The following is a 17,740-nucleotide window of genomic DNA, read 5'->3' as shown; positions in this document are numbered from 1 at the left end:
GGCGGGATCCTGAGAATATCCGACTGTTCCCATAACTTCCGGATGAGTTTTGCGGGACACTCTGAGCAACCACGACGGCGGGGCGCGGACTGCCTGTGGCGAGCCAGGGACGGAAGCCGTGAACAGGGGGCGGAGTGCGGACTCCGATAAGTGATCCGCTAATGGTGGGGCCTTACCGCATTGTCGGTCGGCTCGCCTCGGGCGGCATGGGGTGGGTGTACCTCGGCAGGTCTGCGAGCGGCAGGGCGCTGGCCGTCAAAGTGGTGCGTCCCGAGTTCGCCTCCGACGCGGAATTCCGCCTCCGTTTCGCCCGGGAGGTCGAGGCGGCGCGTGCGGTCAGCGGGGCCTTCACCGCGGCCGTCGTCGACGCCGACACCGAGGGCGATCCACCGTGGCTGGCCACACTGTACGTCCCCGGCCCGTCACTCGCCGAGGCGGTGCGGGCGGACGGGCCGCTGGCCGAGTCGGCGGTCCGGCTGATGGCTGCCGGCCTGGTCGAGGCGTTGCAGGCGATCCACGCCGCGGGCGTCGTGCACCGCGATCTCAAGCCCGCCAACGTCCTGCTGGCCGAGGACGGCCCCCGGGTCATCGACTTCGGGATCTCGCTGTTCGGCGCGGCCGCGAACACGATCACCCAGGTGGGAACGGTGATGGGCACCCCGCCGTTCATGTCGCCCGAGCAGTTCAGGGGCGAGGTGGCGAAGCAGGCCAGCGACGTCTTCTCCCTCGGGGCGGTGCTGGCCTTCGCCGCGACCGGGGTCGCACCGTTCGGCTCGGGCGTCGGCGTGATGTACCGGATCATCCATGAGCGGCCCGCGCTGGACGGCGTCCCGGAGGCGCTGCGCCCCCTGCTGGAACGCTGTCTCGCCAAGTCCCCGCAGGACCGGCCGGGCCTTGCCGAGCTGCTGGACGAGGTCCTCCCCCGCGAATCGGCACCGGAAGCACCGGAGCCGGCACCGGCACCCGTCCCCTCGTGGCCGCCGCCCGCCGTCGCCGAGGGCATCCGGGTGCGCACCGACGACCTCAACGCCCGGAACCACAGCCGGGGATCGGTGCTGTCCGTACCCTCCTGCCTGCTGCTCCACGCGCAGACCCTCCTCGATGCCGGGCTGACCGACCGCATGGTGGCAGAGGCGGTGGGCCGTGGCGGATTCTGAGTCCACGCCGACCGGCGAGATGGAGCTCGGGTCCAGCTGGCGGACGTTGGTACGCGGCTGGGCGGTGCGCAGCCACTACCGGTCGACCGAGGACGCTGCCGCGATCTCGCTGGAGTTCGACCTGGCGGGCTCGGACCACCCGGTGACCGTGCGGTTCATGGCGACGAGGGATCTGCTGGTCGCCTTCATGACGGACGGTCATATCCTCAAGCCCGACCAACTGGCCCTGGCCGCCGCGGCGTCCAACGCCTGGAACACCGAGCAGCTGATCCCCATGCTCTCGGTCTGGGACGTACGGGGGCCCGGCCCGTGCCTCGCCGGTGTCTGCACCCTTCCACTCACCTGCCGGATGACCCATCAGCAGTTCGGCGTGCTGGCCACCAAGTGGACCGAGCACGCACGCCAGATGTTCACCCGGTGCCACCGCGTCTTCGAACTGTAGATATCCGCGAGCAGAAGGAGCTGGGGAGCCTCTCGTGCCATCCGACACGGCGCAGCGCGGTCGTCCGATCGCCATGATCCTCACAGCGGTGCTGCTGCTCGGCCTCTCGGCCGCCGTGCCGGCGGCAGCGGCACCCGCCGACCCGCCGGCGCCCTGCACGACGGCCCCGGCGAAGCCCGGCGACCCGAAGGCGCACTGCCCGGCCACCTCGCCGACGTGCGTGACGCCGTCCGCCGGTGTGACCGCACCCAAGACGACGCCGCCCGCCGGACAGCCGCCCGGCGGCAAACCGACGACCGGCAAACCGGCCACCACCAAACCGGCTTCCGGTGCCACGAGCCCCTGCCCGGGCGAGAAGAAGTCGGCCGGCGAGCACACCAACTGGCTGCTCATCGGTTCCATCACCGCCCTCCTGGGGGTGCTCCTCGCCCTGCTCGCGGTCGCCGTCCGCCGTTCGGGCACCGGACGCCACTCCGCCCACGCCCCGGCACACCGCGACGCCCCGGCATCCGGCCACGACGCCGACCTGACGGCATCCCACGCCCCCACCGTGCCCACGCACCTCCCGGGCGGCCGCCGGGCACCTCGGCCGGGAAACCTGCGGCGCGCCACGGTCGCCACCGACCTGCACCCGCAGGGGTACGTCGAGATCGACGAGTGCCTGTTCCGCGCGGTGTGGTCGGAGCCCGCGGAGCCCGCGCCCGGGGCGGGCGAGCCCGTCGACGTGGCACGCCCCGGCCCCCATGACGATTCCCACAACCCGCACGACCCGCACGTCCTGCTCGCCTTCCCGGCCGACACCCGACGGAGAGACCATGCGCGATAACACCCACCCCATGACCGTGCGCGTGAACCAGCAGGCCAGCACCCTGCCGTACCAGTACGCGGACATCGAGATCGAGAACAACGCGCAGCGCCTCCCGCTCGTCCTGTGTCTGGACACCTCGCACTCGATGCTCGGCGCGCCCATCGCCTCCCTCAACGAGGCGCTGCGCGACTGGACCCGGGAACTGCACGACGACGTCAGCCTCAGCTACAGCGTCGAGGTCGCCGTCCTCACCTTCGGCGACGCCGGGGTGAGCGCCTGGCAGGGCCCCAATCTGCTGCCGTACAACAGCCCGGTCAGCCCGTTCGTCCCCGCGCACCTGTTCCAGCCGCCGCATCTGAAGGCGGCCGGGGTCACGTTGATGGCCGAGGCGCTGGAGCTGTCGATGCAGATCGTCGCCGCCCGCAAGGCCGAACTGCGCCAGCTCGGCCTGCAGTTCTACCGTCCGCAGATCTGTCTGGTCACCGACGGCCTGCCGACGGACGCGACCGGGCATCCCACCGATGCCTGGCGGCGCGTCGTCCCGGTACTCACCGAGGAGCAGCGGGCGCGGCGGTTCCGGCTCTACGCGATCGGCGTCGGCGGTATCACCGACCGGGGCGAGGAGGTCCTGCGGGCCTTCGCCCCGACGTTCAACGCCCGGCTCCACGGATTCCCGTTCCGCGAGCTGCTGCAGATGATGTCGGCCAGCGCCAACGCCGAGCAGAGGGGTGCGGGGGACGAGGTTTTCGAGAAGATCTTCAGTCAGTTCAAGACCCAGCGGCCCGCCTGGGAATCCTGATCCCGGCAGAACCGACGGGATCCGAAGAGTACTGACGGGTACTGGGAGACGACACATGGACGATGACAGCAGCGGCGGCCCCGGCGCGCAGTGGCGGGTCCGCGGCGTCAGCGTCGAGGGCTACCGCCACCGGCGGACCGGCACCCCGTGCCAGGACGCCTGGCTGTACACGGTCTCCGGACCGCCGGAGGATTCGGTGACGGTACTGGCGGTCGCCGACGGAGCAGGCAGCCGCGCCCGCTCCGACGAGGGTTCGGCGCTCGCGGTGCAACTGGCCGTCGAGTGCTTCACCCGGCGTTCCGCCGAGTTGCCGCCGACCGCCTCGGGCGTGCGCGAGGCGCTGCGCGATGCGTTCCTGGACGTCCGCGAGGAGTTCCTGCGGCGCACCGGCGACGAGTCGAACGACTTCGCCACCACGCTCACGGTGGCGGTGCTCACCCCGCGGTGGATCGGCTATCTCAGTGTCGGCGACGGTTTCGTCGTCCTCAGGGCCGGGACCGTGGACGGTGTGCGGCAGTTCCATCTGCTGCCCCAGCCGGCCGCGGCCAGCGAGTACAGCAACGAGACCGTGTTCCTCACCTCGACGGACGCGGAGCGGTGGGTGCGTACCGCCTGTGTGCGCGACCCCGAGGTGGACGGTGTGCTGCTGTCGACGGACGGACTCGCCCAGATCGCCCTGACCTGGGTGGACGGTCAGCCGCAGCAGCCCAGGGCGTCCTTCGTCGCCGCGATGCTGCGAACGCTGGACTCCCCCGGTGAGGACCCCGACGAGGACGACGAGGCGCTGGCCGCACTCCTGCGGTCGGACAAGCTGACCGCGGTCAACGCCGACGACAAGACGCTGCTGAGGGCGGTGCGCCCATGACCGGGCACAGGATCCTGCTGAACGGCCTGCCGGTGGAACTGTCCGAGCAGCCGCTCAAGAGCGGCGGCGAGGCCGCCGTGTACACCGTCGTCGGCAACGACGGGATCGTCGTCAAGCTCTACCGGGACACCCCCGGGCCGGAGCAGGAACGACGGCTGGCCCGGATGCTGACGATGACCCCGCTGGGCGGCCGGCCCACCGACCGCGCCCAGCCGTCCGAGCTGGCCTGGCCGACGGCTCCGGCGCGCAGCCCCGGCGGGGAGTTCCTCGGCTACGCCATGAACCGGTTCGGCGAGCCGGAACACATCCGCCTGGTCGGGCTCTTCACCCGCGCGCAGCGGCTGCGGCTGTTCCCCGAGCGGGTGGACTGGCGATTCCTGCTGGGCGTCAGCTGGAACCTGGCCTTCATGACCGCCCGGATGCACCATGAGGGCCTGGTCGTCGGAGACTTCTCCAGCAACAACGTGGTGGTCGACGCGAACGGCTTCGTCACCTTCCTGGACTGCGACTCCATCGCCTTCACCGATCCCGCCACCCAGGAGTACTTCCCCTGCCTGATGCAGACCGCCGACTACTGCGCCCCGGAGCGGCAGAAGGGCGGGCCGGCCACCCCGGCCAGCGACGACTTCGCGCTCGCGGTGCTCGTCTACCAGCTGCTGACGGTGGGGAACCATCCCTTCGGGGGTGTGCCGCACGACAGCGACTCGCAGTCGACGGTCAAGGACAACATCGCTGCCAGCTGCTCGTACGTGGTCCAACCGGAGCGGATCATCGTCCCGCGCGGGGTCATCGACCCCGCTGTACTGCCTCCCACTCTGCTGAACCTGGCCCGTGCCGCCTTCGGCCCCGGTGTGTCGAACCCGCAGGCCCGCCCCTCCGCCGAGGACTGGCTGCGGGCGCTGGACCACGAACGCGGCCGGGTCCAGAGCTGCCCCGTCCGGCCCCGCCACACCTACAGCTCGCATCTGTACGCGTGCCCCTGGTGCGAGCGCGCGGGGCGGACCGGCCAGGACGACTTCAACGTCGTTCTGCCGCCTCCACCGCCGCAGCCGATTCCGAAGGAGTCGCACGCCCTCCGCACCTCCATGATCATCGTGGCGGCGCTGATCATCCTCCTGATCCTGCTGGGAGCGCTCGCCAACTGACCTCGTGATGTGATGTGGCACAGCAGCGAGGCCGCGGGAGCGGGCCGGGATGATCGCTGCCGTGCCGTTCGCAATGCGAGGAGAGTCGATGGCCAGCCGGGTCCACCAACCGATGGAGAACGAGGAGTTCGACTTCATTCTCGCGAGGGCCGACGGACCGGTGCTCGCCTACTTCTGGGGGATCTGGTCCGAGGCGTGCAAGGAGCTGGACCCGCTCGTGCGTGAACTGGCCGGCGTCTACGGGGACCGCCTCACCACCGTGAAGACCGACATCACCCGCTGCCCCGCGGCCACCAAGCGCTACGGCGTGACCGGCGCGCCCACCTTTCTCCTGCTCGTCCAAGGTGAGGTGACGGCGACGGGGACCGGGCCGATGACCCGGGAGCAGCTCACGACGTTCCTTGACGCGCACCTCTGAGCGCTCCACCGCCGGGCCATACTGGCCGGACGGGAATCGCCGGGTCCACCGCCGGGCACACCGGCAACGAAACGGGAGGGCGACGCGTGTCGCGCTATCGCGAGCTGAAGTTCCGGACCGTCACATCGCTCCAGCGGCGGATCGGCAACCCGGTCCTCGTCCGGCTGCCGACCCAGACCGTTCTGGAGACGACCGGACGGACGTCCGGGGTCCCCCGGCGGACACCGGTCGGCGGGCGCCGTATCGGACAGGAATTCTGGCTGGTCTCGGAGTTCGGTGAGAAGTCGCAGTACGTGAAGAACATCCAGGCCGATCCGCAGGTACGGGTCCGGATCAGGGGGCAGTGGCACACCGGCACCGCGCATCCGATGCCGCAGGACGACGCTCGCGCGCGGCTGAGATCCCTGCCGCGGCTCAACAGCGCCGCGGTGCGAACCGTCGGCACGCAGCTTCTGACGGTGCGGGTCGACCTCACCGGCTGATCCCCTGTGGGAGGCCGGGAGATTCGGCCCGTCCGCCCGGAGCGCTCAGCGCATCCGGGCGGACTTGATCCGACGCTCTCCTCGGCACCGCTCAGGCGGTGCCGAGGGACGGCGGCCGGCTAGCGCTGACGGCGCTGGCGCCGGGTCGCCACCACGAAGACACCGCCGGCGACGAGGCTGGCGGCCGCGGCGATCTCCAGCCCCAGCTCGTTGCCGCCCAGACCCGTTTCCGCGAGCCCTCCGGTGGTCCCACCGTGGCTGCCGCCGGTCGTGCCACCGTGGCTGCCACCGGTCGTCCCACCGTGAGTGCCACCGGAGGTACCGCCCGTGGACGTGCTGCCGCCGGTCGTGCTGGTGCCGCCCGAAGAGGAGGAGGAACCGCCGGAGGTCGAGGAACCGCCGGAGGTCGAGGTGCCGCCCGTGGACGTCGTGCCACCGGAGGAAGAGGAACCACCCGAGGACGTCGTGCCGCCGTGCGTCCCGCCGGTCGTGCCACCGTGGGTGCCACCGGTCGTCCCACCATGGGTGCCACCCGTGGTCCCACCGTGGGTACCGCCGGTCGTCCCACCATGGGTACCGCCGGTGGAACCGCCCGTGGACGTGCTGCCACCGGTCGTTCCACCGTAGGACCCACCGCTGGTGCCACCCGAGCTGCTACCGCCCGAGGACGTGGAGCCGCCGGTCGTTCCACCGTGCGTCCCGCCGGTGGTCCCACCGTGGGTCCCGCCCGAGGATCCGCCGTTCGACCCGCCGGAAGAACCGCCGGACGAACCGCCCGAGGTGCTGCCGTAGCCGCCGGTGGTCGAGCCGCCCGTGCTGTGGCCGCCGGAGGACCCGCCGGAACCACCCGACGAACCGCCGGAGGAACCGCCGGAGGTGCTTCCGTAGCCGCCGCCCGAGCTGGAGCCCCCGGTACTGCCACCGGAATCGCTGCCGTAACCGCCCTTCGCGTGCTCGTCCTTGTGAGTGTCACCGGCGTGACCGGTGGGACCGCACGGACCGTGGCCGCAGTCCTTCCAGAGGTTCCAGTCGCTCCACCCGTTCCAGTCGGTCCAGGAGGTGTCGCCATGGCCGGAACGCGGGAGCACGCTGCTGTGATGGGAGGAGCCGGAGTCGGTGACCAGGGGTACGGCGATGGCCACGGTGGGGGCCATCGCCGCGGCGGCAGTGAGACCCAGGACGAGGGCACTTCGAATTTTCTGCATGCCAGACCTTTGCTGTCGTGCTGTATGGGCTTCGGCTCGGGACGGTCGCATCGACACGGGCCGTCGAGCGGGCAACGTTCCACCGGCACGCACACTCGGACCGCTCATGGGGCAAGGCACACCCTCATGCAGGGCAGATTTCACCCGGACAGGCCAGCCTTCGTGACATTCGGCGAAGCCACGGGCGCACCCCGGTCACACATCCCTATTGCATGACAGGGCCCTTCGGCCTGCCTGCGCCGAAGGGCTCACTACGGGCGCGGACCAGTCACCGCCGATCCCGCGTCAGGCCGTACCGTCCGGATCCTGCTCCGCCTCGGCGAGGAGGCGGTCGATGTCCGCGGGTGTCCCGGCAGCCGTGCCGGAACGGGCCGGCCGCGCGGTTCACCGCCCCGGCCGCTGGGGTCGTGATCGTCGAACGCGGAGTGCAGCCCGTCGACCACTGCTCCGGCTCGCGGCCGTCCGCACGGCGGAGCCAGCCGGGCGCTGTCCGCTCATCGGGCGGGGACCCATCGGCGTCGGCCAGCGGCCCACGCTGCCGGACGGGAGGACGGCACCGCCCACGGTAAGAATATCGGCCGCATTCCGCGCCCCTGACCAGTGACGATGCGTCCCGCGGCCTGGCGGCGGCCGGATGGCGCCCCCAACCTCTGTGCGCGGCGCGGAATCTGCGGCAGGCTGATGCCATGAACTCTGCCAGACATGCCAGGGAACAGCTGATGAGCTGGCCTGGTCTCACCGGTGGCCGGGCCAGTTGCGGCAGTGAGTACTGCGTGCGCACGGGCGCCCAGGAGATAGTCCATTTCCACAGCGAGCAGGAAGCCGAGGTGCACCTGTCCCGCACCATGGTCGCCAAACTGCTGCCGGCTCTGAGCGAGTCCACCGCGCTGAGGGTGCACAACGGTTCCGGCTGGGTGACCGTCCGGCTCGACTGCCGCACCGACATCGACCTGCTCATCACCCTGGTCAGCGCCGCGCTCCAGGCCGGCCCGGCCGTCGCGGAGGAAGAGCTCACGGGTCTGGCCGCGGATCCCTGTACCCATCAACGTCAATACGCCGCCTGACAACGCCTCAGCACGCAGGGCCCCCGGGGCCCCTGGGACTTGGATTCCAAGTCCCAGGGGCCCCTTTCGTTTGCCTCCATACGGGTGAAGCCCCATAACCAAATCCGCGCGGGACAGTTGATCAGGCAGACCCGGTACCAGGTCAATTTCGCACAAAAAGGACTTGTGATGATCAAGAAGTTCCTCGCCACGGCCGCGGTGGCCGTCACCGTCGTCGGCGCCACCGCCGCGATGGCCGCGCCCGCGATGGCGATCGGCGACTCGGGCGGTGCCAGCACCACCAACGGCAACGGCGCCGAGCAGTCGTACGGCAACACCTACACGAGCGGCTACATGAGCCCCTCGTTCGGCCTCATCCAGGGCTCGCTCAACAAGCCCTGCATCGGTCTGCCGGCGAAGGCCAACGTCGGTTCGCTCGTCGGCCTGGTGCCGATCAGCGTGCAGGACATCAACGTCCTGTCCTCGCCGCAGAACCAGCAGTGCACCGAGAACTCCTCGCAGATCAAGGGCGACGAGCCGCTGTCGCACATCCTTGACCAGATCCCGGTCCTCTCGGGCAACGGTGTCGAGAACCACTGACACACCCCGCTCGAAGGTTCTGGCCGCCGGTGACCACCGGCGGCCAGTGCCGTTTTGAGGGGCTGTCAGGGGCTGGGGGCCAGGTTCCGCGCCGGCCGCAGGCCGAACCGGGAGAGGAATCGCCGCAGGAGGAGCCCCGCGATCCCGAGGGGGACCATGACGGCCGAGATGACCAGCAGCACCACGTCCAGCGAGTTCCGGACGAGTGACTTCCAGTAGCCGAGATCCGAGGGGCGGGCGACGACCGACGTGTCCTCCGGGTCGTACACGATCGTCATGGCCGTGCCGCCGCCGACCCGCTCCGTCTTGAACGCGAGGGGCGATTCGACGGAGTGCCCGCCGGACGGGGTGAACCGTACCCAGCAGGTGACGGGTTGCTCCACACCGTTCTCGTCGGTGGTGCCGTGCTGGCACCTCGTCACCGCACCCTGCGTCTGAACTCCGCGACTTTTCAGGGACGATGCCACCTTGGCGTGGCCGGGGATGGTGAACACCAGGGTCAGGACGAATCCGCCCAGCCCCACGACGATCATGACGACGGACATGACGGTCAGCTGGCGGAAGGCCTGGGGCGGACGTGCCGACCGCGCATTCATCGGCTCCCCGTCGTGCTTGGTATCAAGACGAACACCCCTCCAGCCGGTCCGGGGCATCAGCATCGCAGGTGTGATCACTTCGATGCCAGGTTCGGCCAGGCGACCTGGGCACGGCGCCGCCAACAGGTGTCAGGTTCGGCTCCCGCCAGGGTCAGGTCGAAGGCGGCAGGTGCCGAACCATGGCCGAAGGCCATCTCGCGGGCGACCTCGGCGTCGCCGTCCGCACCGCCGCGAGCACCGCGCGCTCGGCCTCGGTGCGCCGCGTGGACTGCTGCGAACGGGGACGGGTGATCGAGGCCATCCGCCGCTCCTTCCGATCCTTCATTCCCCTAGGCCGGATATTTCCCACGTCAATGGCGGTCGGACAGAGCGTCCAACATCATGTCGGACACACTGTCCGAATAGGGCCGTCGGCATGGCACAGCAGAACCTACACATAACGGCAACTTAGGCGCACAATGGACTCGCGGTAGATACCGCAAACGCGGTCAGACTTGCACAAGCCGAAGGAGGCGAGTCGTATGGCCGACGTGTCACACCGCTCAGGGGATATCGCGGCACACCCGGACGTATCGGAAATGCGTGATCGCTACGCCCGCGTGCTCGGAGGCCGGGGAATCGTAGGAGTCGACGGACTGCTGCTCCTGGCCGGGCTGTACGCAGCCATCTCGCCCTGGACGGTGCACTTCGCGCCCACGTCCCCGCAGTTGGCACAGAACAACCTGATCATGGGCATCGCGGTCGCCGTGCTGGCGCTGTGTCTGACCATGGCCCCGGACCGCATGCAGGGCATGAGCATGGCGTGCGCGGCGATCGGCGTCTGGCTGATCGTCTCCCCCTGGGTGGTCACCCGCCACCCCGATACCGGCGCGATGTGGAACAACATCATCACCGGCGCCGTCATCTGCCTGCTCGGCCTCGCGGCGGCAGGAATGATGATGAGGAACAAGAGAGAGTCCTGACGCCGGGACCACATCCGACGCGGACAAGGTACTGATGGTCGTCCGGGAGGGGCCGGCGAAGGCCGGGGCGGCCATCCGTGCGCGCGGCGGAGACCGACCTGAGCGACGAATGGACGCCCGGCCCCGGCCGGGCGTCCATTCGTGGGGACGTGGTGTCCGCGGCGGCGTCCGCTCCTGGATTGCGGGTACCAGGACAGCGTGAGTGGATGCAACCAGGAGGTGTCGCCCACCATGACCGCTTCGGATCAGGACCACGCGTCGCAGAACCGCCCGTCGCAGGACCACCCCCAGGGTCCGCACGAGATCAACCAGCACGGGGCGGAATTCAACGCCAACGCCGAGAAGCGCCGGCACGACGAGGCGCAGGCGCACGAGATTCACACCGCCGCGACGGACGCTCTCATCGCCCGCAGCCGCGCCCTGCGCGCCACCCTGCAGGACCTGCACAGGGTTCCCACGGGCGCGCCGGAGGGCCTGCCCGCGTTCCGGGAGGCGTTCCAGGCGCACTACGCGGCGAAGCAGGCGACCGTCCACCCGCTTCTGGAGCGGCACGACAAGGCCTCCGTGGCGGTGGTGCGCGACCGCGAGGACGGCGCTCAGCTCCTGCGCCGCCTGGACGACGTCATCGCCGGCAAGGTGGCCGTCGAGGGCATGACGCTCACCACGCAGCTGGTGCTCGGCGAGGTCGACCAGTACCTCCTGCACGAGGAGCGCGACCTCGTGCCGTGGATGCAGCGCAGCCTCCACTAGGGCCTGTCCGGGTCGGACGCGGCCGCCCGGGGGCACCGCCACCGGTCTCCCCCGGCGAGCCGGCGGGCCGGCCCACCGGCGCCCCGGGACCGCCGCGCGAGAAAACATCGGCGCGACCGATGAGTTCCACTGGGCCACGCCGTCTACCTCTTCGTTGCCACGCATACTGCGAACACGCGCCGAAGGAGTCCTCCCATGACAGCGATGCTCGACCTCGGTCCCGCGGCCCAGCGACTGGCGGACCTGCTGGGCGCCATCCCCGACGAACAGCTCACCGCGCCGACACCGTGTGCCAAGTACACCCTCGGCGACCTCCTGGACCATGTCGACGGCCTCTCCCACGCCTTCCTCATCGCCGCCCGGAAGACACCGCTCAGCGAGGGTTCCCAACCGCCTTCCCCCGACGCCTCGCGGCTCGGCGCGGACTGGCGCACCCGCATCCCCGAGCAGCTCACCGCCCTCACCGAGGCCTGGCGCGACCCGGCCGCCTGGGAAGGGATGACGGAGGTAGGCGGCGTCACGATGCCCGCGAGCATGATCGGCAGGGTGGGCCTCAACGAACTGACCATCCACGGCTGGGACATCGCCCGCGCCACCGGCCAGCCGTTCACCGCCGACGTCCCAACGCTCGAAGGCTGCCGCGAGTTCGTTGAGCCCCTCTCCGCACCGGGACAGACCACCGCCCGCCAGGGCATCTTCGGCCCCGCCGTCGACGTCCCCACCGACGCCCCCCTCCTCGACCGCATCGTCGCCCTCACCGGACGCGACCCGGCCTGGGCCGCCGCCTGACGCGGCCACTGCCTGCCCGCCTCCGCGGTGGACCGGCTGAAGCAGAACCCGGGCAACCGTTATTCGACCCGGGCACATACCCGGCGACGATCACCGACTCCTGGATCGCGCTCGGCGCCTGGGTGTGGGTGTCGGTGGTCGTCGCCATCGTTGTGGTGCGGCGCCGGGACGTGTGAGCGGGTTCAGCGGCGAGGCGCTCGAGCGTGGACGGACCGGACGCCACTGCGCGAGTCCAGCTGTCTCGGTGCGTCCGGGCGCATCAGTCCCGTTGTCTCCGGCAAATTCATTTACGGATCGATCCGTTTCGTTTATGCTCGGAGCATGAACCGAGGGCGCCCGAGGGACGGCAAGGTCGATGAAGCGGTCAGTGCGGCCGTGCGGGCGATCCTGGACGAGGTCGGGTACCAGCAGCTGAGCATCGACCGCGTCGCGGCCCGGGCGGGGGTCGGGAAGGCGGGGATCTACCGGCGGTGGCGGTCCAAGGCTGAGATGGTGTTCGTCGCCGTGGTGCACGGGACGGAGATCGCTCCGCCCGCCGACCTCGGCTGTGTGCGGGCCGATCTGACCGCTCTCGTCGAGCAGATCATCGTGCTGCTGTCCGCGCCGCACGCACGGAAGGCGCTACCGGGCCTGATCGCCGACATCGCCGCCGACCCGGAGTTGGCGACCCGGTTCGCCGGCACCTTCATCGACCGGCAGCAAGCGGTACTGGCTCGGATCCTCGAACGGGCCGCCGGGCGGGGTGAGATCCGCGGTGGGTCCGATCCGGTACTGGCGCACGCGCAACTGCTCGGCACCGTCTTCGTCCATCTCTTCATGCTCGGCGGCACACCGCCGTCGGATCTGCCCCGGCGGCTGGCCGACGCGTTGGCCGCCGGGCTCGACACTCCGGAGTGACCCGATGGAACTCGACCGTCTGCTTCCGGCCTACGACTTCCGCTCCTGTTTCACCCGGCGCATCGCGGCGGACCCGGCCACCGTGTGGCGGGCCCTGCTCGACGTCACCGTCGAGGAACTCCCGCTCTCGCGCCGGCTGGTGCTGCTGCGGTCGGGCGGCCGGATCCGGCTCGAAGGCCCGCTTCTCGCCACGTTCCCGATGCCGACCTTGAGCACCGTGGAGGGAGCGGAGCTGGTGAAGGGCAAGGTCGCCAAGTTCTGGCGGCTTCGGCCCGAGTCCGCACCGATCGAGCCGGGCGACGCCGATGCCTTCACCCGATTCGCGGAACCGGGGTGGGGGAAGGCGGCGATGAGCCTGCGTGTGGTGCCCGACGGTGACACCACCGTCGTCTCCTTCGAGACCAGGGTGCAGGCCACCGACGCCCGCTCGCGACGCGTCTTCCGCCCCTACTGGCTCCTCATCCGGCTGGGCGGTGCCGCGTTCATCCGGATCGAAGTGCTGCGCGCCGTGGCGCGCCGGGCCGAGCGCGCTGCCGCCGATGCCGGCGAGACCGGCGAGACCGCCTAGAGGAATGATGCGAAGGGTTAGTGGTCATAGGCGGTCAGCGAGCGCATGACGGGCTGGCCGGAAGGTGCGGCCGTAGTAGTGCCGGTCGGCGATGGGGGTCTGTCCTGGGCGGGAGGCTACGAGGTCGGGCTCGGCCGCGAGGGAGTCCAGGTCTGGCGTCACAACCGACCCTTGGACTCCCTCGCTTCATGTCATGCGCGCCAGCGAACCCTTCCGTGACGTGCCGAGGTGGCTCAGCGGTCGCGCCACTTGTCACCAGATGGTCGGCCTTGTTGCCACCAGATGTGTGGGCGCAGCGGCATCGGCCTGGCGGGTGATGGCCGCCGTGCACATCACCAGGGCACTACGCCGGCGTCGTCGAAGAACTGTCCGGTGGGGCCGTCGTCGGGCAGGGTCGCGAGTTCGATGGCGATAGCCGCGCCCTGTTCGGGGGTGCGCACGCCGCGGAAGCCGTTGAGGTCGGTGGCGACGTAGCCGGGGCAGCCGGTGTTGATCAGGATGTTCGTGCCGCTCAGCTCCCGGGCGTATTGGAGGGTGACGGCGTTCAGGAACGTCTTCGACGGCGCGTACGCCGCGGACACCGGACCTGCCGTCTGCTCGGCGGTGGGTCCTGACTGCCGGGTGAGGGAGCCGACGCTGCTGGACATGTTCACGATCCGTGGTGCGGCGGAGCGGCGCAGCAGCGGCAGCACCGCGTTGGTGACGCGGATGACGCCGATCACGTTGGTGTCCACGACCGTGTGGATGGTGGCGGGGTCGATCCGGGTGGGCTCCTGTGGCATGTCGCCTGCGATGGCGGCGTTGTTGACGAGCACGTCGAGGCGTCCGGCCCGTTCGTCGATCAGCCGTGCGGCGGCGGTCGCGCTCGCGTCGTCGGTCACGTCCAGCGGTACGGCGAACGCGTCGATGCCGGCGGCGCGCAGTTTCTCCACCGCGGTGCTTCGGCGCTGGTCGTCGCGGGCGCCGACGCCGATGCTCCAGCCGAGGGCGCCCAGGCCTGCGGCGATCTCGTAGCCAATTCCCTTGTTCGCGCCGGTGACCAGCGCGATCGTCCGTTCAGTCATAGGGACGATGCTGCCTTGGGGCCTCGGCGGGGGTCCAAGACCGATCGGGTGCGCAACGATACCGTCAGGGTATTGATCCGGGATAGCGTGGCCGGATGGAGACCCGGGAACTGCGGTATTTCGTCGCTGTCGCTGAAGAGCTGCACTTCGGGCGTGCCGCACAGCGCCTCGGGATCGCGCAGCCACCGTTGTCACGGGCGATCCAGCGGCTCGAACGCCGGCTCGGTGCAGTGCTGTTGGATCGGACCAGTCGCGCTGTCACGCTGACCGAGGCCGGCTCGGTGCTGTTGGTCGAGGGCCGGGCGGCTCTCGACGCGGTCGAGGCCGCCGAGCATCGGACCCGCCGCGCCGCCCTTTCCGTGACCGGCCGCCCCGGCCTGGTCCTGGTCACGAAGGCCAGCGCGTCCAGGGAACTGCTGGCGAGACTGCTCGACGCGTACGCCGCCGAACCCGGCGCGGTCCCCGTCGACGTCATCCTGTGCGGTCCGGCCGAGCAGGAACGACTCCTGCGCGATGGCCGGGCCGACGTGGCGCTGCTGCACCGGCCGTTCGACTCGACGGCCGGATTCCACACCGAGGAGCTCAGCACGGAGAGTCAGGTTGTGGTCCTGCCGGCCGGGCATCCGCTCACCGCCCGGGCCCATGTGCACATGGCCGACATCACCGGGCTGCCGGGCCTGCCCCTCCCCCGCTGGCCCGACCCCGACGGCACCTACCCGCCCGGCCCCGGCCCGCAGGTCCGCGACCATGCGCAGTTGTTGCAGCTCGTCGCGCTCGGCCGTGCCTGTGCGGTCTCACCGGAGTCGTGCCGAGCCCAACTGCACGGTGACCTCGCCGCCGTGCCCGTGCTGGACGCGCCGACGGTCACCACCGTGATCGCCTGGCCACCGCACAGCCGGTCCAGAGCCGTCGCCGACCTCATCCGGACCGCGACAGGTCTCCAGTAGCCCCCACCCGCCCGGCCAGCTGCCGTGGCGGCTCGCTCGCGAACGCTCAGGGTGAGGTCGAAAACCCGCCGGATCGCAGCGGGCGGCGGCTGTTCCATGGGCCCATGGCCTTTCGAACGAACAACACTCAACAGGGCCTTGGGCCCGTCACGGCATCATCGGTTCCGGTTCCGGCTCCAGCTCCAGCTCCAGCTCCAGCTCCAGCTCCAGCTTCGGCTTCGGCTCCGGCTCCGGCTCCGGCTCCGGCTCCGGCTCCGGCTCCGGAAAGCACTGCGGTAGCAGGACGGTCGTCGCTCGTGAACCGGCTCGCCGTCCTGGCGGTCACGATGGGGATCTTCTCCATCGTCACCACCGAGATCCTGCCGATCGGTCTGCTGACACCCATCGCTTCTCGCTTCCATGTCTCCGAGGGCGCGGCGGGTCTGATGATGACGATGCCGGGCATCGTCGCCGCCATCGCGGCTCCGGTCGTCACCGTGACGACCGGACGGTTGGACCGGCGACTGATGCTGGGTGTCCTGATGGGGCTGCTGGCCTTCGCCGACTTCCTCGCCGCCGTCGCGCCCGCCTTCTGGGTCATGCTGGTGTCCCGGGTGCTGGTCGGCATCACCATCGGCGGGTTCTGGTCGATCGGAGCCGGCCTCGCACCGCGGCTGGTCCCGGCGGCGTCCGTCCCCCGCGCGACAGCCGTGATCTTCTCCGCGGTTCCGCTGGGTTCCGTGCTGGGCGTTCCGGCCGGCACGCTCATCGGGAATCTGGCGGGATGGCGGGCGTCGTTCGCCGTGATGGGCGTCCTGAGCATCGCGGTGCTGATCGCGCTGACCGTCCTGCTGCCGCCGCTTCCCGCGGTCCAGGTGACCCGGCTGAGCGCACTGCGCGGCATGCTGAGCGACCGGCACATCCGCATCGGGCTGCTCGCCACCTTCCTCGTGGTGATCGCCCACTTCGCCGCTTACACCTACGTCGAGCCGTTCCTACGGCAGGTCACCCACGTGAAAGTGGGCCTGATCAGCGTGTTCCTGCTCGTCTACGGTGCGGCCGGGGTCATCGGCAACTTCGTCGCGGGGTGGGCGATCACGCGTGGTCTGCGGGCCACCTGGATCGTGTGCACCGCCCTGCTCGCCGCCGCGACCCTGCTGCTGCCCGTCATCGGTGGCGGGTCGATCGGCGCGCTGACGCTGCTCGTCGTCTGGGGGCTCGCGTACGGTGCGGTGCCGGTCTGTTCGAGCACGTGGTTCGCCCGCTCGGCCCCTGACACCCCGGAAGCGGCCACCGTCCTCTTCACCGCTTCGTTCCAGGCGACCCTGTCGCTCGGCGCACTCGTCGGGGGCGTGATCGTGGACCGCACCTCCACCGCGACGGTCATGACGCTGAGCGGGTCGGTGGCGGTCGTGATGGTCGCGGTGTTGTGGGGTGCCGGCGGCGGGGAGCGCCCGGTTCGGCCCGCACGATGAGATCACCGACGCCCCCACGCGGGCGGACGGAAACCCACTCGCCTCGCCCCGTCGGCAGCATCCGACGGGGCGAGGCAAGTCCTACGGGCAGGGGTTCACTGCGCCAGGCGCCGGAGCTTGAGGGTGTTGTCCGTGCGGGTTGCGGGCTGCCCGTCGGGGCCGGTCAGCCCGCTCTCATGCACGTCGGTGAGGAGTACCTCCCACTGTCCGGCGGGGAGATCGAGGTCCGCGAAGACCTCCTCGGGCGTGGGGAAGTGCAGGTCGTGACGGTGGTCGGCCACCTCGGTCACCCAGGACGGGGATCCGGCGTGCCCGACGACCAGCAGCACGCCGCCCGGGGCGACGGCCGCCGCGGCGCTGCGCAGGATCTGCTCCCTGGGCATCGTGACGGGCGAGTGCAGGAAGTGGGCGGAGACGAGGTCGAAGGTGCCGCCGGGGAACGATGCCGCCAGGTCGCACCACTGCCAGTCGATCCGGTCGGCCACACCCGCGGCCACCGCATGTTCTGCCCCGCGCTCCAGTGCCTTCCGAGAGATGTCGACGGCAGTGACGTTCCACTTCTGCTGCGCCAGCCACAGCGCGTCGGCTCCCTCTCCGCATCCGAGGTCCAGGGCGCTGCCGGGGGTCAGGCCGACGGCTTCACGAACCAGGGCGGCGTTGGGGTTGCCGCTCCAGATCCGGTCGCTGGAACCGTAGCGGGCGTCCCAGAACTCTTGGGCGGAGGCGTGGTCGAGGTGGTCGGTCATCGG

21 protein-coding genes are annotated in these 17,740 nt (G+C 70.5%); 17 read left to right on the top strand and 4 right to left on the bottom strand.

Going from position 1 to position 17,740, the window contains the following annotated elements; genetic code table 11:
• Positions 1 to 161 precede the first annotated feature (161 nt).
• From LNW72_RS37450 to LNW72_RS37415, 8 genes are all read left to right on the top strand, one after another.
• Positions 162 to 1,157 (top strand): serine/threonine-protein kinase, encoded by a 996-nt coding sequence (locus LNW72_RS37450; RefSeq protein ID WP_285369880.1) that lies wholly within the window; start codon positions 162 to 164, stop codon positions 1,155 to 1,157.
• The gene (locus LNW72_RS37445; protein ID WP_250979481.1) at positions 1,144 to 1,599 is read left to right on the top strand and encodes a hypothetical protein; all 456 of its coding nucleotides are present in this window, start codon (positions 1,144 to 1,146) and stop codon (positions 1,597 to 1,599) included. Before LNW72_RS37450 ends, LNW72_RS37445 begins: the two co-directional genes overlap by 14 nt.
• A gap of 34 nt (positions 1,600 to 1,633) precedes the next feature.
• Complete coding sequence (locus LNW72_RS37440) at positions 1,634 to 2,425, top strand: hypothetical protein (protein WP_250979480.1); 792 nt, start codon at positions 1,634 to 1,636, stop codon at positions 2,423 to 2,425.
• The gene (locus tag LNW72_RS37435; RefSeq protein ID WP_250979479.1) at positions 2,415 to 3,206 is read left to right on the top strand and encodes a hypothetical protein; all 792 of its coding nucleotides are present in this window, start codon (positions 2,415 to 2,417) and stop codon (positions 3,204 to 3,206) included. The genes LNW72_RS37440 and LNW72_RS37435 overlap by 11 nt, the downstream gene beginning before the upstream one ends.
• A 55-nt stretch (positions 3,207 to 3,261) precedes the next feature.
• The gene (locus LNW72_RS37430; protein ID WP_250979478.1) at positions 3,262 to 4,071 is read left to right on the top strand and encodes a PP2C family serine/threonine-protein phosphatase; all 810 of its coding nucleotides are present in this window, start codon (positions 3,262 to 3,264) and stop codon (positions 4,069 to 4,071) included.
• Positions 4,068 to 5,216 (top strand): hypothetical protein, encoded by a 1,149-nt coding sequence (locus LNW72_RS37425; RefSeq protein ID WP_250979477.1) that lies wholly within the window; start codon positions 4,068 to 4,070, stop codon positions 5,214 to 5,216. Before LNW72_RS37430 ends, LNW72_RS37425 begins: the two co-directional genes overlap by 4 nt.
• An 88-nt stretch (positions 5,217 to 5,304) precedes the next feature.
• Positions 5,305 to 5,634, top strand: coding sequence for a thioredoxin domain-containing protein (locus LNW72_RS37420; protein ID WP_250979476.1), 330 nt, complete (start codon positions 5,305 to 5,307; stop codon positions 5,632 to 5,634).
• Between the two features lie 86 nt (positions 5,635 to 5,720).
• Positions 5,721 to 6,116 carry a nitroreductase/quinone reductase family protein gene (locus tag LNW72_RS37415; RefSeq protein WP_250979475.1) on the top strand — a complete coding sequence of 132 codons (396 nt, stop codon included), beginning with the start codon at positions 5,721 to 5,723 and terminating at the stop codon, positions 6,114 to 6,116.
• A gap of 119 nt (positions 6,117 to 6,235) precedes the next feature.
• Here LNW72_RS37415 and LNW72_RS37410 read toward each other — a convergent pair whose 3' ends face one another.
• Positions 6,236 to 7,321 carry a hypothetical protein gene (locus LNW72_RS37410; RefSeq protein ID WP_250979474.1) on the bottom strand — a complete coding sequence of 362 codons (1,086 nt, stop codon included), beginning with the start codon at positions 7,319 to 7,321 and terminating at the stop codon, positions 6,236 to 6,238.
• A gap of 686 nt (positions 7,322 to 8,007) precedes the next feature.
• Between LNW72_RS37410 and LNW72_RS37405 the strand changes: the two genes are divergently transcribed.
• Positions 8,008 to 8,385: a luciferase family protein gene (locus LNW72_RS37405; protein WP_250979473.1), complete on the top strand. Its 378-nt coding sequence runs from the start codon at positions 8,008 to 8,010 to the stop codon at positions 8,383 to 8,385.
• Positions 8,386 to 8,553: 168 nt separating this feature from the next.
• A complete protein-coding gene (locus LNW72_RS37400) occupies positions 8,554 to 8,964 on the top strand; it encodes a rodlin (protein WP_250979472.1) in 411 nt (136 codons plus the stop codon).
• A gap of 65 nt (positions 8,965 to 9,029) precedes the next feature.
• On the opposite strand, the gene LNW72_RS37395 is transcribed toward LNW72_RS37400, so the two are convergent.
• Positions 9,030 to 9,560, bottom strand: a complete 531-nt coding sequence (locus tag LNW72_RS37395) for a DUF3592 domain-containing protein (RefSeq protein WP_250979471.1) — start codon at positions 9,558 to 9,560, stop codon at positions 9,030 to 9,032.
• Positions 9,561 to 10,081: 521 nt separating this feature from the next.
• Here LNW72_RS37395 and LNW72_RS37390 point away from each other — a divergent pair.
• From LNW72_RS37390 to LNW72_RS37370, 5 genes are all read left to right on the top strand, one after another.
• Positions 10,082 to 10,522, top strand: coding sequence for an SPW repeat protein (locus tag LNW72_RS37390; protein WP_250979470.1), 441 nt, complete (start codon positions 10,082 to 10,084; stop codon positions 10,520 to 10,522).
• Between the two features lie 231 nt (positions 10,523 to 10,753).
• Positions 10,754 to 11,272 (top strand): hypothetical protein, encoded by a 519-nt coding sequence (locus tag LNW72_RS37385; RefSeq protein ID WP_250979469.1) that lies wholly within the window; start codon positions 10,754 to 10,756, stop codon positions 11,270 to 11,272.
• Positions 11,273 to 11,467: 195 nt separating this feature from the next.
• On the top strand, positions 11,468 to 12,061 hold the full coding sequence (locus LNW72_RS37380; RefSeq protein WP_250979468.1) for a TIGR03086 family metal-binding protein: 594 nt from the start codon (positions 11,468 to 11,470) through the stop codon (positions 12,059 to 12,061).
• Between the two features lie 321 nt (positions 12,062 to 12,382).
• On the top strand, positions 12,383 to 12,958 hold the full coding sequence (locus tag LNW72_RS37375) for a TetR/AcrR family transcriptional regulator (RefSeq protein WP_250979467.1): 576 nt from the start codon (positions 12,383 to 12,385) through the stop codon (positions 12,956 to 12,958).
• 4 nt (positions 12,959 to 12,962) lie between these two features.
• Positions 12,963 to 13,526 (top strand): hypothetical protein, encoded by a 564-nt coding sequence (locus LNW72_RS37370; RefSeq protein WP_250979466.1) that lies wholly within the window; start codon positions 12,963 to 12,965, stop codon positions 13,524 to 13,526.
• Positions 13,527 to 13,858: 332 nt separating this feature from the next.
• Here LNW72_RS37370 and LNW72_RS37365 read toward each other — a convergent pair whose 3' ends face one another.
• Positions 13,859 to 14,590 (bottom strand): SDR family NAD(P)-dependent oxidoreductase, encoded by a 732-nt coding sequence (locus LNW72_RS37365; RefSeq protein WP_250979465.1) that lies wholly within the window; start codon positions 14,588 to 14,590, stop codon positions 13,859 to 13,861.
• 95 nt (positions 14,591 to 14,685) lie between these two features.
• Here LNW72_RS37365 and LNW72_RS37360 point away from each other — a divergent pair, with 95 nt between their 5' ends.
• Positions 14,686 to 15,537, top strand: a complete 852-nt coding sequence (locus LNW72_RS37360; protein WP_250979464.1) for a LysR family transcriptional regulator — start codon at positions 14,686 to 14,688, stop codon at positions 15,535 to 15,537.
• Positions 15,538 to 15,833: 296 nt separating this feature from the next.
• Positions 15,834 to 16,991, top strand: a complete 1,158-nt coding sequence (locus tag LNW72_RS37355) for an MFS transporter (protein ID WP_374117381.1) — start codon at positions 15,834 to 15,836, stop codon at positions 16,989 to 16,991.
• A 95-nt stretch (positions 16,992 to 17,086) separates the two neighbouring features.
• Here the strand turns inward: LNW72_RS37355 and LNW72_RS37350 are convergent, their stop codons facing one another.
• Positions 17,087 to 17,737 carry a class I SAM-dependent methyltransferase gene (locus LNW72_RS37350; RefSeq protein ID WP_250979463.1) on the bottom strand — a complete coding sequence of 217 codons (651 nt, stop codon included), beginning with the start codon at positions 17,735 to 17,737 and terminating at the stop codon, positions 17,087 to 17,089.
• Positions 17,738 to 17,740: the final 3 nt, after the last annotated feature.

This window comes from Streptomyces sp. RKAG293 (genome assembly GCF_023701745.1).
GTDB lineage: Bacteria > Actinomycetota > Actinomycetes > Streptomycetales > Streptomycetaceae > Actinacidiphila.
Note: the sequence above shows the minus strand (reverse complement) of the source record. Positions and strands in the feature narration are given on the sequence as shown.